Source organism: Clostridium sp. Marseille-P7770 (assembly GCF_902143525.1).
GTDB lineage: Bacteria > Bacillota > Clostridia > Lachnospirales > Lachnospiraceae > Pilosibacter.
Map to the genome: position 1 here is coordinate 553,719 of NZ_CABFVC010000004.1, position 16,448 is coordinate 570,166.

The 16,448-nt window shown below is 49.6% G+C and carries 10 protein-coding genes; 2 read left to right on the forward strand and 8 right to left on the reverse strand.

Annotated features, from left to right (window positions below):
• Positions 1 to 208: 208 nt before the first annotated feature.
• The 8 genes from fba to FN001_RS12490 form a co-directional block, all read right to left on the reverse strand.
• Entirely contained in the window at positions 209 to 1,075 is an 867-nt protein-coding gene (gene fba / locus FN001_RS12455; RefSeq protein WP_118298368.1) for a class II fructose-1,6-bisphosphate aldolase, read from the reverse strand.
• Between the two features lie 143 nt (positions 1,076 to 1,218).
• Complete coding sequence (thrC, locus tag FN001_RS12460) at positions 1,219 to 2,706, reverse strand: threonine synthase (protein WP_142412048.1); 1,488 nt, start codon at positions 2,704 to 2,706, stop codon at positions 1,219 to 1,221.
• 295 nt (positions 2,707 to 3,001) lie between these two features.
• A complete protein-coding gene (locus FN001_RS12465; RefSeq protein WP_142412049.1) occupies positions 3,002 to 4,975 on the reverse strand; it encodes a TRAP transporter permease in 1,974 nt (657 codons plus the stop codon).
• Positions 4,976 to 5,068: 93 nt separating this feature from the next.
• Positions 5,069 to 5,560, reverse strand: a complete 492-nt coding sequence (locus tag FN001_RS12470) for a DUF1850 domain-containing protein (protein ID WP_185911921.1) — start codon at positions 5,558 to 5,560, stop codon at positions 5,069 to 5,071.
• Positions 5,561 to 5,565: 5 nt separating this feature from the next.
• Positions 5,566 to 6,603 (reverse strand): TAXI family TRAP transporter solute-binding subunit, encoded by a 1,038-nt coding sequence (locus FN001_RS12475; RefSeq protein ID WP_142412051.1) that lies wholly within the window; start codon positions 6,601 to 6,603, stop codon positions 5,566 to 5,568.
• A gap of 463 nt (positions 6,604 to 7,066) precedes the next feature.
• A complete protein-coding gene (locus tag FN001_RS12480; protein WP_486463515.1) occupies positions 7,067 to 8,161 on the reverse strand; it encodes a flavodoxin family protein in 1,095 nt (364 codons plus the stop codon).
• A gap of 48 nt (positions 8,162 to 8,209) precedes the next feature.
• Entirely contained in the window at positions 8,210 to 9,472 is a 1,263-nt protein-coding gene (locus tag FN001_RS12485; RefSeq protein ID WP_142412052.1) for a lactate dehydrogenase, read from the reverse strand.
• A 196-nt stretch (positions 9,473 to 9,668) separates the two neighbouring features.
• Positions 9,669 to 14,525, reverse strand: coding sequence for a nicotinate-nicotinamide nucleotide adenylyltransferase (locus tag FN001_RS12490; protein WP_142412053.1), 4,857 nt, complete (start codon positions 14,523 to 14,525; stop codon positions 9,669 to 9,671).
• A 225-nt stretch (positions 14,526 to 14,750) separates the two neighbouring features.
• Here FN001_RS12490 and FN001_RS12495 point away from each other — a divergent pair, with 225 nt between their 5' ends.
• A complete protein-coding gene (locus FN001_RS12495) occupies positions 14,751 to 15,143 on the forward strand; it encodes a Fur family transcriptional regulator (protein WP_118603999.1) in 393 nt (130 codons plus the stop codon).
• Positions 15,144 to 15,309: 166 nt separating this feature from the next.
• On the forward strand, positions 15,310 to 15,852 hold the full coding sequence (locus tag FN001_RS12500) for an NADH peroxidase (RefSeq protein WP_118298377.1): 543 nt from the start codon (positions 15,310 to 15,312) through the stop codon (positions 15,850 to 15,852).
• The last annotated feature ends 596 nt before the right edge of the window (positions 15,853 to 16,448 follow it).

The window sequence follows — 16,448 nt, forward strand, 5'->3', positions numbered from 1 at the left end:
CGTTTTATCCTGTATGCAATTACCTGATACTCCGGCTCTTTCCGCAAAAAGACCAGGATCAGACGGATTTGGTTCAAAAATCGTAACGATTCAGCAAGTCTGCGCATCTACTGCACTGATCAGTAGGAAAATACTGGCTTGAAAAAATGTTCTCCCTGCTGCGAGGGAGAACATTTCTTTAACTGCATGATAATGCAAGCTAAACGGATCAGTCAGCTTTGCCGACAGAACCGAATAACTCCATTTTTGTCTTAACGGTCTCTTTAATTGCGTCGAAGCCCGGAGCAAGAAGTTTTCTCGGGTCGAATCCCTTTCCTTCAAGGTCCTTTCCTGCTTCGATGTATTTTCTTGTAGCTGCTGCGAATGCAAGCTGGCACTCGGTGTTTACGTTGATCTTCGCTACGCCGAGGGAGATTGCTTTCTTGATCATATCTTCCGGAATACCGGTACCGCCGTGAAGAACGAGCGGCATATCGCCAACTGCCTCTTTGACAGCTGCGAGTGTCTCAAAGCTTAAACCTTTCCAGTTTGCCGGGTATTTTCCGTGGATATTGCCGATACCTGCTGCGAGCATATCAACGCCGAGGTCAGCGATCATCTTACACTCGTTCGGATCTGCGCACTCGCCCATACCGATCACGCCGTCTTCCTCGCCGCCGATCGCGCCAACCTCTGCCTCAAGGGACATTCCCTTCTCACGGCAGATACGGATCAGTTCTTTTGTCTTTTCAACGTTCTCTTCGATCGGGTAATGAGAACCGTCGAACATGATGGAGGAGAATCCGGCATCAATACACTTTAAGCATCCCTCGTAAGTACCATGGTCTAAGTGAAGAGCAACCGGAACAGTGATCTTCATCTCTTCTAACATTCCGTTTACCATGCCTACTACGGTCTTAAAGCCTGTCATATATTTTCCTGCGCCCTCTGAAACACCCAGGATAACCGGGGATCTCAGCTCTTCTGCCGTCTGCAGGATCGCTTTTGTCCACTCAAGGTTGTTGATGTTGAAATGTCCTACTGCGTACTTGCCGTCTCTTGCTTTCTCAAGCATTTCTTTCGCTGTTACTAACATATAGGCCTCCATTTGAATCGTTATTTTGACAGAACAGCCTGTCCCGCCGGATCTTCCGTCTGTTTCCATTTATATGCGGAGCAGATGCCATCTATTCCCAACAGGTACTGTTGTCATGATAATTTTATTATAACCGATTTACCCTACTTTGAAAAGGTTTGTTTCACAGTTTCTTCCATTTCCTCCGGTTTGCACTGGCGGTTGTGGAGGATTTTTGCATCGCGGATCTCCTCGATGGCCTGCGGGATCTTCACGCCGGAAATGCGCTCCATCTCGTCGATCAGAGCGAACTCGTCGGCATCCTCTTTCTTTCCGAGAACTGCCTCCATAACGCTTCTGGAGAACTTATACGGGCTTGCAGTGGATGCGATGATCGTCTTTGTCGTATCGCCGGTCTTCGCCTTATACTGTTCGTAAACGGCCGCTGCGACACCTGTGTGGGTGTCAATCAGATATCCGGTATCGTCGAATACTTTCTTGATCTCCTTCGCGTTCTCTTCCATATCTGCGTAACCGGCGGAGAAGTCTTTCATGAACTCCTTCATCTCCGGTGTGATCTCGTATTTTCCGTTCTTTGAGAGCTGCTCCATCAGTTCCTTTGTCTTTGCGGCATCTCTTCCGCAGCTTAAGTAGAGCAGGCGCTCTAAGTTGCTGGAAACGAGGATGTCCATGGACGGGGATGTGGTCAGGATAAACTCGCGGTTTTTATCATAGGTTCCTGTCTGGAAGAAATCATACAGGACCTTATTGTCGTTGGACGCGCAGATCAGCTTTCCAAACGGAACGCCCATCTGTTTTGCGAAATATGCTGCCAGAATATTTCCAAAGTTTCCGGTCGGCACAACAACGTTGACCTTCTCATCCTTTGCGATCTCGCCGTTTGCGAGAAGTTTCGCATATGCGTATACATAGTAAACAACCTGCGGAACGAGACGGCCGATATTGATGGAGTTTGCGGAGGAAAGCTGGAATCCCATTGCATCCAATTCTTTCGCGAATTCTTTGTCGCCGAAGATCTTCTTGACGCCAGTCTGGGCATCATCAAAGTTTCCTTCGATCCCGACTACAGATGTGTTTGCACCTTTCTGGGTCAGCATCTGAAGCTCCTGGACGCGGCTGACACCGTTCTTCGGGTAGAATACGATGATCCTTGTTCCCGGTACATCGGCGAAGCCGGCCATCGCTGCTTTTCCTGTATCACCGGAGGTTGCTGTCAGGATCACGATCTCATTTTTCGCATGGTTTTTCTTTGCAGCTGTTGTCATAAGGTACGGCAGGATCGAGAGCGCCATGTCCTTGAATGCGATCGTTTTTCCGTGGAACAGCTCCAGGAAGTACATTCCGTCTGCCTTTGCGAGTGGAGCGATCTCCTCGGTGTCGAATTTCTCATCGTATGCATGGGAAATGCAGTATTTTAATTCTTCTTCCGTATAGTCTGTTAAGAACTGCTTCATTACCGCATAAGCAGTCTCCTGATATGTCATTCCGGCAAGCTCGTCCATCGTCACATCCAGTGTCGGAATGCGCTCCGGAACATAGAGGCCGCCGTCATCTGCAAGTCCTTTTAATACCGCCTGGGATGCTGTCACGCCAGTCTCCCCGCCGCGGGTACTTCCATATAATAATTCCATCGTTTTTCCTTCCTCTCTTTACGCAGATACAGTGGTAAACTTTACGGAAAGTGTAGCATACTTTAATGTCGCTTGCAAGATAAAATCAATGAAAACAGGGATCTCCTCATACACAAATATTCCTCACAAAAGTCTATTTTTTATCTCTGTTTACGAGAAGAAACCCCTCAGAGATGCCGCTCTGAGGGGTTTCATTTTGTGTAAATTTGAACTATGTTCTATTTCTTTCTTAGCCATTATATCATATGCAAATTTTCTTTACAATATACTCCGATATAACTTTCATCCATTTCTTCTATGCCACAGCCGCTTTCTTCTTTTTCATCATCTGCAGTGCCGCGGAGATACCGACAAGAACAATGCCGACAAGGTCAGTCACGGTTCCCGGAATGATCAGGCAGAGACCTCCGACGATGGATAAGAGTCTCTCGATCACATTCAGGTTCGCGAACATGTAGCCTTCAAGACCGGCTGCAACACCGAACAGACCGATCAGGGAGGTAATGATGATCGTCACAACTCCGAGAACACCGGTATCAATGAAGAGCATTGCCGGGTTGAATGCGAAGATATACGGTACGATGAACGCTGCGATCGCAAGACGTGATGCGTTTAACGCGGTCTTCATCGGGTTAGATTTCGCGATCGCGGATCCTGCGTAAGCTGCAAGAGCAACCGGCGGTGTGATATCTGCTACGATACCGAAGTAGAATACGAACATGTTGGCAGCGATCTTGTTGATTCCCATACCGTTTACAAGGATCGGTGCACATGTGGTAGCCATAATGATGTAGTTTGCAGTTGTCGGAACGCCCATACCAAGAACGATACAGGTTAACATAGTAAGGAACAGAGCTACGATCACGCGGTCACCGGCAACACCGACGATTGCGGAGATCAAAAGCTGTCCAAGACCGGTCATTGTTACGACACCGGCGATGATTCCGGCAACGCCGCAGGCAACAGCTACGGAAAGTGTATTCTTACCACCTGCCTCCAACGCGTTGATGAATCTTGTCGGGTTCATTCTTGTTTCTTTATTCGGCATGCTGACAAGGATTGCAAGGGCGGTAGCGATGATCGCTGCACGGGACATCGTGTAGCCCATCATAACCATTGCAACAAGGGCAACCAGCGGAATAAGAAGATAACCCTGACGAAGGAATAACGGTCCGAATTTCGGGAGCTCATCCTTCGGGATACCCTTTAAACCAAGTCTCTTTGCTTCCAGGTGTACTGTGATGAAGATACCTGTGAAATAAAGAAGTGCCGGGAAGATCGCTCTCATCGCGATCTCGCCGTACTGGACGCCTACCATCTCAGCCATTAAGAATGCAGCGGCACCCATGATCGGCGGCATGATCTGTCCGCCGGTGGAGGAAGCTGCCTCAACGGCTCCTGCGAATTCGCCTTCGTAACCGGTCTTTTTCATTAACGGGATCGTTACGGAACCGGTTGTTACGGTATTACCAACAGAGCTTCCGGATACCATACCGCAGAGAGCGGAGGAGATAACGGCTACCTTTGCCGGGCCGCCGGTGGAAGCGCCTGCTAAGGAGTTTGCGAGCTGGATAAAGAACTCGGAAATTCCCGTCGCCTCAAGGAAGGCACCGAACAGGATAAACAGTGCGATGTACGTCGAGCAGACACCGATCGGAGTACCGATGACGCCGCCTGTCGTGTAGAACAGGTTGTATACAACAGATTTTAAAACGACTGCAAATTCTCTGCCCTGTCCGAGTCCGTTGTAGAATGCGTAGCAGATAAAGAATGTCGCTACACAGAGGATCGGGATACCGACAACGCGGCGGCAGGTCTCTGCGAGGATCAGGATACCGATCACGCCGACGATAACCTCCGTCTGGCTGATTCGGGTCGCATGACCGATGATCGTTTTAAAGTTGATAACGAAGTAGAAATAAGCACCCGCTCCGAGTACCATGAGGATAATATCGTAGATTGGGATCGAGTTTTTCTTTGTGCTGCCTTTCTTCATCGGATATATGAGGAACGAAAGGATGATAACAACGCCTACAAAAAGAGAACGGCGCACACGCTCATCCCAGTTTGCAAACAGGTTCATGTAGAGCATTAACAGTGAAAATGCTGCCAGAAGATAGCGGATCACCTGTTTTGGAACGCCTTCCCAGACTCGGGTATTCGATTCACGATCATACTTTTTCATGATGGCTTCGACGTCTTCCGCGGTACCGGTCTCAACATCCGCAACAGGAGATGTGTTGACTTTCATATTGTCTTTCTCTGCCATACAAATCCCTCCTTTTTTCACATTCCGTTCTTCCTCCCTCACACCCCTGAAGAGTTCCGGAATGCTTTCTGCCTTTTGTTCACATTTTCTGTCTCAGAGTCCTTTATGTTCACACGAGAACTCTACTTTACTGTTTCGCCCGCAGAGTTCCCTCAGACTGATTTCTTTTCCATGGATCGTGAGTATATGGTCCGAGACCGTACCCACGATGTACGAAAGATACGGCATCTCCTTATCAAATCCGGAAATGACCATCTCCCCGTTTTCATCATACGTCAGTGTCTGCCCATCCTCGAGCTCCGTCTGGACGCCCGCGCCAAAATTGTTGTAGATGGTGCGGACCACATAGATTTTATGGTCGCGGATCTGGTAGACATCCGTCAGCGGATACTGATTGACCGAGTGGATGAACGTCACTGAGAATTCATCCCCCTCTTTTACCCGGAAGCGGGCAAGCTCTTCATTCGTGTCCCCGTTCCTTAAGACCAGACAGTCCCCGCTTCGAAAGGTATATGCAAGAACGGCGGCAATAATTGCCGTGATTATTGCCGCCGCTGTAAAGAATCTTGCTTTCCTGTTTTTCAAGGTAATTACTTGATCGCTCCAACTTCTTTGAAGTACTTCTCAGCACCCGGATGGAACGGAACAGAAATACCGGAAACTGCATAATCGAGATCAAGCTCTTCGCCCTTTGCATGGGTAGCAGCGATTTCATCTTTGTTCTCGAAGATAGCTTTTGTGATATTGTAAACGGTCTCTTCAGAAAGCTTCGGAGATGCGATCAGAGTAGCTTTGATCGCTACAGTCTGTACATCGTCGTCAACGCCCTTGTAGGAGCCGCCCGGAATACTATAAGTTGTGTAGAACGGATGTGCATCAGCAAGGATCTTTGCATGCTCATCGTCTACAGTAAGAAGGTTGATCGTGTTTGTTGTAGCGAGCTCTACGATCGCTGTTGTCGGAGCACCTGCTGTACAGAAGAAGGCATCGATCTTGCCATCTTTTAATGCATCTGCGGAATCACCGAAACCAAGGTTGTTGACCTGGATATCGTCGAAGGAGATGCCGTAAGCTTCAAGGATCTGACGTGCGTTGAATTCAACACCGGATCCGGCGTCACCAACGGATACTCTCTTGCCTTTTAACTCATCGATGGATTTGATATCACCGGATGTAACGATCTGGCAAACCTCAGCGTAGAGGGCTGCAACTGCTGTAAAGTCTTTTGCTGCACCTTCTTCTGCGAAAAGGTCGGTTCCGTTGTAAGCATAATCCATAACGTCGTTCTGTACCGTTGCGAGATCTGCTTCACCGTCATTTACAAGGTAGATATTTGCTTTTGAAGCACCGGTGGACTGTACATTGATGTTTACACCGATGTCTTTGCTGTTAAGGACATTCGCGATTACGCCGCCGTACGCGTAATATGTACCGGTTGTACCGCCGGTTCCCATTGTCAGCTTCTGAACGTCACCACTCGGAGCTGCGGCTGCGGTTGTCTCTGCTGCGGCTGCTGTTGTATCAGCTGCTGCGGCGGTTGTCTCTGCCGGTTTGCTGCCGGAGCAGGCGGTCAACATCATCGCACAGGACAGTGCAAGGGCAATTGCTGCGGAAAATCTCTTTCTCATATCTTTCTACCTCCTTTTTTCTGTTCCTTTGTTCAGTTTTTAACAAAGGAAGCTTACGAATTTATTATACAACGCGTCTGTAACTTTTGCAACAAATTTTGTTATTTTGGGTAAACGTCTGAAATTTCGACTCTTTTCTTATCTTTATCGCAATCAGCCGTGTTTGTTTCCATAATATAAAGTATTGATGTGCAATTACTTAAAATTATAAAATTGTTGCGATTATTTGTGCATGATTATACTTTCAAATTGTACATATATGCATAGGTTGTGCAATTATTACAATATCTCAAAATTCATGTCGAGCAGAGATCATACTCCTCCCACTAAGATGAATCTGTATTATCCACCATCCAAAAATGCGGAAGTCTTATCTGACTGAGATAAAATATGGCGGCACAGTTTTCTCTTCTGTGCCGCCATACCTATACAGTTCTATTTTCAGTCTGCCTTTCACTTATCTTTATTTCTGCGTTTTCTCCAACAATGTATCCGTGACTCTCTCACTGAACTCCCCTATCCTGTCTTCGATCCCCGGCAGCTTCATCGCCGCTCCGGCGTTGTTCGCCGTCTCCATCATACAGAAGTTGCCCGGGAGATAGAACGTCTTGTTCATGTTTAACGCCGTGACGAGCTGACCGGCGAGGAGATCACTCCCCGAATATCCGGATACGATGATCGCAAACAGCGCCTTATCGTAAAATCTCGTTGTACGGAACAACGCCGTCAACCGGTTGATGAAGGCCGTCATATTGGCCGAAAGCGCATCATTATAGTTTGGACAGAGGAGCAGGATCGCGTCCGCCCACTTGACCGCCGGATAGATTGCTTCCACCATGGCTCCGCCGTAGAAACACTTTCCCTGTTCACCAAAATGCAGACACATCTGATACGGGCATCCCGAGCAGTCCACAAGCGTACCGTTCCGCAGGTTGACCTCCTGGATCTTGATCCGATCATCCAGTTGTTCCTTCACCTTCTGCCAGATCGCCAGCGTATTGGACGTTCTATGGTTGGAAGCGTGGAGCACCAGCAGATGTGCTTCTTTCTTCGGCTCCCACTCTGTCTCCAGGATCTCATGAGCCAGGATCTGCGCACTCTTTTTATAGGCACCGAACCGGTCCGTGTTCATGTTCGCAGCCTGGATCAGATAGTTGTCGAGAGAGGCAGTTCCTTCCACCAGCGGCCGTCCGACAAACGCGCAGCCGGCACGGTTCGCCGCGACCGCCAGCTCCCGCGCCGTCGCTTTCGTGTAAAATTCACTCTCCGCATCGATGATCATGCCGCCGACAGCACCGGAAAGGACCTGTTCACCGCCGCGCAGCCAGGCGAGGACTTCATAGTAACCGCGGTTGATGCCGTTTTTTCCGAGCGGAACTGCGAACAGGAGCCGCCGTCCCCGGTATCTTTCCGGGTCCTGTTCCAGGAGATCCATGTTCTCCACGATCTCTGCATCGATCCCGTCCAGTGCCGCCTCTAAAACCTCATCCAGCCGCGCCCGCTCTTTCTCCGAACCACGTTTTTGCGGGTACAATACAAGTAATCTGTCGTTCTCCATGATGTCTCACTCTCCTATAAAAAAGAAACAATATGCGTTCCCCAGCCTCTACACGATCTTCGCCAGGTTCTCCGCCGCAAATTCGATCCTCTCGTACAGCTTTTCCGGCAGCGCCAGTGCCTCCGTCTCGAGTCCATGATCCGTATAGCGGTTCTTCACGCCCATGTAGACGCCGCCGAGGAAGACGGATCCGCAGTGCCACTGTTTTCTCAACGTCATTAAGATCGAGATCGCGCCGGAAGAGAAGGCCGGTGCGACAAACGGTTTGTAGCCGATGGCGCGCATGTGAAGGTTTGCGGTGACAGTCAGGTTTGTCAGCTCTTTCGAGAGCTCATCGTTGTAATTTTCGATGGAATCCGCAATGACAAGGTCCTGTCCGTGCGGTCCGAAGGAACGCCCCTCTGTCAGGAACTGTTTGAATCTCGGATCGCGTTTTGCATAGTATGCAGCCCGGGCATTCATGACTCCGAGACCGAATCCCTGGATCTGCTCCGGGAGAAGTCCCATCCAGTCATATTCCCCGGCCTCATTCTTATTGCTCTCGAGAAATGCGGTCTTTGCAAGCGGATCCACCGGATCAGATACCGCGCAGAAAAGTCCCTTAAAGTTCTTCTCTCTCGCCATCTTCGCGTAATGGCCGATGATCTTCGAGTTATTCTCAAACTGGTACATGCGGACGTCCTTGACGCCGGAGCCGACCGGCGGGATTCCCTTTGACGCGACAAATACGAACACATCGCAGTCAAAGAGATGTTCCGGGGCCACGATATCCACCTCCGGCATCGCGTCGTAGTCCCACGGATATGCGATCTGGTTCTCCTCAAACTCCCAGCGGGCGGTCACTTTGTCGGAGATATCGCAGATCCCGATCGAGGAGATTACATCTCCGCCGAGAAGGTGAAGTCCTGTCAAAAGCATGCTTCCGACATCGCCGATCGCCAGCACATGGACACGCTTTTTTCCGTCTTTCGGCTCGTATGCCAAGATTTCCTTAAATTTCGGATGGGATGCGTTGACCGCGCGGAGTGTCCCGGTCTTGATCTGGTCCATGACTTCCTGCGGGAGCTCCCCGATCTGTCCGTCAGTTGCGGACGCATCCAATCTGTTTGTATTTAACCAGCTGACATCCTCTTTTTCTGCAAAGAGTTCCGCCGGGTGATCGACAAGAAATGACGCGCGGCGGCTTCCTGGATCTCCGGTAAACAGCCAGGTAAGCTTTGTTCCCGCTGCCGGTTTTTCTGTTTTTTCATACGGCAGATTGCCGTGAACGGACGCGCAGAACGCATCCCCGATCTTATAATATGTAACCATTTTATGATGCCCCTCTCTATTTTACTATCAACAAGTGAAAACACGCTTCGCGAGTTTCATATCTGCAGGCAGAACTCCATTAAGATATCTCTGCCCCGGTCGATGCCGGCGTGTATCTCTGGTTCATAACACCTTCCGTCAACAAGACTTTTTCCTGCAAGTCCGTTTTTACAGTCAGTACAGTCAATACACCGACCTACTGGATCGTTACCATAAACTTTCTCATCCTCTGCAGCATCTCCAGATCATTTTCTAGATAAACCGATGCCGCGAGATTCTCATCGTACTCCATGCAGCTTCCCTTATCCGGGCAGAGCGGCAGGATAACTGCCTCGGAGAGGCGCGACAGCGTCAGGTTCTTCGCGTACTGTTTCCGGTACTCCGCCTCCAGGACCTGTAATAGATCCCTGGAATTCTCGATACAGCAGGCCGAAAACTCCACCAGTGCCTCCCTGCTGCAGCCGGAGAGCTTCGGTGTCGCATACGGCAGGATCATGTTGATGGACGGCTGAAGTCCCGCAACTTTCATTTCCTCCCGGCGCACCGTGTCACCACCGATAAACGGGTACAGCGTCGATTCCACGAACCACTGGCGCACATTCGGCATCGAGTAGATGCTCTCGACCGGCACCTTCAGCTGCTGCATCAGATCCCGTCCGTAGCCGGACAGAACTCCGACAACGACTTTTTTGATCGGAATCCCCGTCTCCCTGAGCTTCGGAACGAGTACCCGGAGACGGTCTGCCTTGTGGACAAGGTCGTCGACCAGGATTACCGGACGGTCGAAGGAACGGATCGTCTCGATCTGACTGTTTAACGGTGAATAATACGGGAACGGCTCGATCGTGTAGCTTTCCAGATCCGGCTCATAGACCTTATCCGTGTGCAGCGTCTTTGTCACCGTATTCGGGACAACTTTTCCTCTGAGGATCTTGCCGAACGGAACGCACATGTTCTTTCCGAGCCGTCTCGGAACGAGCGGTTCTCTCGGCACATCGTTCAGCGACGTAATCCTGTCCACAAGGCGGTGATGCATGACCCCGGAGGATAAGGAAAGGACGAGATTTCCCGGATACAGCTTCGTCATCGCGATCTGCAGTTTCTTATGATTCTTCTCGATTGCCCTGAGGACCGCCGGATTGCTGGCAAACGGTTCCTTGATCGTTGTCTCCAGGTTATGCAGGAACATGAGCGGTTCATGCATGTCGACTAGGTAGATCGTCCTCTTGTCATTTTCGTCTGCCAGGTGCGGACGCACAAAGCCCTGTCTTTCCAGCGCGTACACGACATGCTTCGCCGCCGTTCCGCGCTCTGCCACGAACAGCGCAAAGCTGTAATTCTTCTCCAGCTCTTTCGCAACGACCTCCACCAGGAGCTGCTGTGCGGCATCCCGGATCATCTCGCTGTCCCCGGTATTCTCCTCTCTCGCGTAGATCCCCGTGATCAGGAGGATCTCCCGACTGCTCTTTCCGCGCACCAGATTCGCAAGCTCCATGTCCTTTAAGACTCCGTACAGCTCATCATTCCCGATCTCCCTGTAGCTTGCAAAACCGACCGGCCGCTCGCCTTCCACGGTGTTCCTCAGGATCAGCAGGCTGTCGTTCTCCACCTGGATCCTCGTGAAAATCGCCTGGGCGTCCGGATGTCCGTAGAGGACGGTATTTCCGAGCTCGTCCAGGACCGCATGGTCTCTTCCGGAGGCATTCTCAAAAGCGATCGCTTTCGCTCTCAGGATCGGCTTGAACTCCGGCTCACGCAGGTACATTCCCTTATGGTAAATGTACTCCTGAACAACCGGATCGATCAGGCTGGAAATATCACGGTGGTTATCGATGTTCTCTCGAATCTTTGTGGAGCTGATATCTTCCAGCTCGCGCGGCAGCTCCAGCTGCACGACTTTTCCCCTGATCTCATTGTAGACCTCGGTCGGATGTGCTTCTCCGGCCCGTCGGAATACGATGTGATTGAAGAAATGGATCGAATTTTCTTCCGGCTCTTTCTTATAGGAACTTGCATTGTGGATGACGTCCGATCCGACCACGATGTAGAGTTCCTCATTCGGGAACATTTCCTTCAATCTGCGAAGGTCCGCCGGGTTCGCGATATTGACCGGCGTGTTGTCCGGGAACAGATGCACATAAAATTCATCCGCGATCGACATGTTCACGATCTGGCGGCGAACCAGATGCGGCTGGGTCTTCTTCGACCAGGAAAATTCATCCACCGCGAGAAATACCGTAAATCCGAGTTCACGGATCTTTCTGGCGATCTCCTTGTGGGACAGGGTGAACGGATCGAAGGTCCCCGGGAAGAATGCCACTTTATTTCTCGTCATGGTCTCCACGTCACCGCCGAAGAGCTGGTAGCGGGAGATGAAACGTCCGATGTGGGACAAGGTCGCCGCACGGTAGTAGAGGCTGAGCTCTCCGCCTTTATTCTCATTCAGGAGGAACAGCAGTTTTTTCGCACACAGAGAGAACATCCGGTTCTTATCGCGCTCTGCAAGGATCTGGGAGCCGAAAATATGCTGCCCGATCACAAGAAGCGCCTCCTGGCGGACCTGTTCTCTGTAGTTTGCAAGGCAGCTTAAGATCAGTCCCAGGATCTTCATCCTCCGGTCCTCGGCGATCTCATCCGGCTCCTGGAAGCGGACCGGATATCTGGAATAGCACTCCAGAATGATCCCCAGTGTGTCGAGTGCGACGGACACGATCCGCTCATTTCCGTTCGCGAGCAGGATATGCAGGCGCTCAATAATGTCATCGAGCTGTTCCGGCGGAAGCCACAAGGCAAATTCGCCGAGATATTCCGGAATATACTTCGAGAACTCGTATTCGCCGACTTCCAGGCCTTTTAACAGCTCGACCGCGATCTCGTTCCTCTGGTCCGTCGTCAGAAGGTGGGCCAGGCGCAGGAGTGCACGTCCCGCATCGTGGCGGACTCCGACCTGCTCACTGACCTTGATGAGGTTCGAGAAGTGGGCACAGATATGGAGCAGATGCTCTCGTTTTCCATGGTCCACCTGATCTGCCAGCAACTTGATATTGACGGATTTTAAGATCCACGGGGTCGCCGATTTCAGGTTTTCAAGGAAGATATCGCTAACCACGTCATGTCCGTACAGGACTTCTCTCTGTCTGCTCGTATCAAGGCGCAGATTTGTAAAGATCCGGTACTGCAGGAAGAGGAGTGTGATCGTCTTCGGATCGATCTTTTTCGCCGCATCGCAGGCAAGCCGGTAGCACGCGCTCTCCGGTGTCACCGCCTGCGTCAAAACTTTCAGGACACGGACCGCAGCGATCTGGATCTTCTCATCCTCGTCTTCCATGTGTTCGATCGCGAAACTGATCAGGCTCTCCAGATGTCCATCCTTGCTGCTGAGATCGAGCGGCAGGGAAAAGATGCAGTCTAAAAGGTAGAAGACCGGATCCCCCACGAGGCGGTGTTTTCTGTCAAACCATTTCATAAATACCCCGAACAGCTCCTCCCGGACCTTCTCCGAGCTTCGCTCCATGGCAGACATCATGACAAATTTTAAGGAGTTCTGGATCCGGTGCTTCTGCTGTAATGTCAGGCGATAGTCCGGGCATACGAGCTGCGCCATGTATTCTTCCCAGAGCGTCAGAGCCGTCTTGTCATCCGGATCCGGCATGTTTTTCGGAAGTTCTTTCCGGTATCCGGCGTTGAAGTCCGCGAACATTTTTCCGACCAGGGCCGCCGCCTGCCTGCGGATGTCTCCCTCTCTGTTTAACAGGAGCTCATATAAGAAGCTGATCGTCTGCTCTTTCTGGCGGTGGTTCAGGTGAATCGAATATTCATTGAACATGTTTAAATATGCGCGGACATTCTTCCAGTCTTTCTCGCTCCGCGCCGCCTCGAGAATGTTTCCGAACTGGCGCTCGGTGCCGAGCCGGTGCATGACGTCGATGTTGTGCTCGATCCCCCAGAATACAAACGAGCGCACCACCTGTTTTCCGGACTGCAGGACGATGTCCACCGGCTTTTCTGCCGGGTCCGGATGGCCTGTGAGGTCCACATCCACGCCTTTTGAACGCATGTAGCGCTCAAATTCGTACAGACGGGAATAAACGACACGGTAGCGGTTCCGTTTCTTTTCATCCACGTTGTCGAGCTTGGACAGGATGACGTCGAAGGAATCCTTCAGTGTATAGATCTTCGTGAGTTCTCTTCCGTCCTCGCCGCGCATCTGCTTGACACGGAAGTCCGCATAGATCAGCACCAGGGACTCCACGGAGATGTTGTCAAGCTCCAGATCCCAGGTTGAATGGTTGGCAGCGATATGACCGATCCCTTCCATATGGTAGGCGGTAAACCACTGGTTCGTATAATAATAGTGCAGATACGGAACCCGCTCATTCGGTTTGCACCCGAATTTTCCGAGATCATGGCCGGCCGCCGCGCCGGATGCCAGCGCCAGATCGATCGGAACGCCTGCCGCATAAAGTCCCTGGGCTACCGTCATGGCAACATAGTGGACACCCGCGATATGACCGAGTGTCTCGAAAGGCGTCGCCTCACGGTTTAACCGCATCATCTCGTAGACGTACTGGTCGCGGAACTCACGGATAAAGTGCTCATATTCATCCGCACGCTCAAAATGCGCATATTCTTCTTTTGTTAAAAAGCGGAAATCATCATATGGATCGAACGGCATCACTTTCCGTTCTTCATCAAAGAAATACTGGAGAACATTTAAAAAGTAGAGCGCAGACGGCGCACAGGAAGCCGCGGACGCAGAGAATTCATCATCCGGATACAGGATGTGTGTCACATATTTATAAGTGAAGGAGAGCCAGCCCTCTTCCGGCTCATTTCCGAGCTTTTCCATATCTTCCCGGCAGAATTCCAGGATTTCCGCGCAGGAAAAGCGTCTCGTCACCGGAAAGGCTTTCTCGAAGATCACTTCCCAGCGGTCTTTATCAAACAGCTGCTGCATACTGCGGCGGCTGAGGCCGATCTTTTTTAAAAATTCTTTCTCTGACAGGCGGTTTCCAAGCTCTGTCACAAGATGGCGGATGTGTCTGTTATACATGGAGCTACCTCCGTTTCGTGGGGTTGATGTCTGATTTATGAAAATATGATATAGAAATAGTATAAACACCTCACATTTCATTTTCAAGGAATTTTTGTTCTTCTGTTTTGTAACTTTTTATCACAGATACTTGACTTTCAAAAGTTATGATGTTATTATTTCAGTAACAATTATCATTATTATTGTCTGTTTAAATTTAGAAATGATCCAGAAAGGAGGTTTCCCATGAAAGCATTAAAATTCAGCCGCCAGCGTGAGTCCATCCGGGAATGCCTGAAGAACCGCACTGATCATCCTACCGCCGATGCCGTATATGTGACGATCAGCAAAGACTATCCAAAAATCAGTCTGGGGACTGTGTACCGCAATTTAAATCTTCTGGCGGATATGGGCGAGATCCAGCGTTTTTCCAGCGGGGACGGCTCAGAGCACTTTGACTACAATACTGATCCACATTACCATTTTGTATGCAGGACCTGCGGAGCGATCATTGATATGCCTCTCGAGCTGGTTCATGATACATCGGATCTTCTCTCCGCCCCGTTTCCGGGACGCGTTGACTCCCACACTGTTTTCTTTTACGGCGAATGCGAGGACTGTCTGAAAAAGAAAAGCTAAAAATTCAAAAATTCTATTGACATTCGTTGTCAATTAGAATATAATAACGATAACAGTTACTATTATTTATTTAAAAATAACTGTGATCCATGTTGCATCATTTATGATCAGAGATTTTGATACTCCCTGATCCCAGATAATAAATCTTAAAAAGGAGAAAAATACTATGAAAAAATTTGTATGTTCTGTATGTGGTTATGTATATGAGGGCGAGGCTGCTCCGGAAAAATGTCCGCAGTGCGGCGCTCCGGCTTCCAAGTTCACTGAGCAGTCCGGCGATATGACATGGGCTTCCGAGCACGTAGTTGGTGTTGCAAAGGGCGTAAGCGAAGATATCCTTGAAGATTTAAGAGCAAACTTCAACGGCGAATGTTCTGAGGTTGGTATGTACCTCGCTATGGCAAGAGTTGCTCACAGAGAAGGTTATCCGGAGATCGGTCTTTACTGGGAGAAAGCAGCTTACGAAGAGGCTGAGCACGCTGCTAAATTCGCAGAGCTCCTCGGCGAAGTTGTTACAGACAGCACAAAGAAGAACCTTGAGATGAGAGTTGAGGCTGAGAACGGCGCAACAGCTGGTAAGACAGACCTCGCTAAGAGAGCAAAAGCCGCTGGTCTTGATGCGATCCATGACACTGTTCACGAGATGGCAAGAGACGAGGCAAGACATGGTAAGGCATTTGCTGGTCTCTTAAAGAGATATTTCGGCTAAGTTCTGAATAAAATAGTTAAAATTAAACTGGAGCGGCTTGTTTTTTCAGGCCGCTCCAGTTATAATGAAGTCAGAAAGGTACTCGGATATACGTCCGATGCCCTCAGTATGTTATAGTATAAAAAGAACTAGCATTTTACTTTGGTCGGTTGGATGCTAGTTCTTTTTGTCTCTATGGTTATCGATGTATGACAATGCTGAAAATATAACTAGTAATAATGTTAGGACTTCCATTGTATTCATACGACTTCACCCCCTTTACAATCAGAGGGCACCGGACATCAGAAACGCATCCACGCTTTCCGCTCCATTACAGAATAATTTTACCATATAAGTTAACGGATGTCGATTGAACTATTTGGCCACTTTTACGCCTGTTTTTTCTTTAATTTAACGCATATTTTAAACTGAAGTAACTTGATAAAATGTGTTTTATTCGTTATGATATGTACAAAAGAGTAGCTTTTTACCGCGGGAAGTAGGATGCTAGTTCTTTTTGTCGTTTGGGTGGTCAATATAAAGCAAAAAGCAAGGCAGAACTAAATGAAGTTCTTCCCTGCTTTTTGCTTTATATCTCTAATTATCTGTTATTTCTT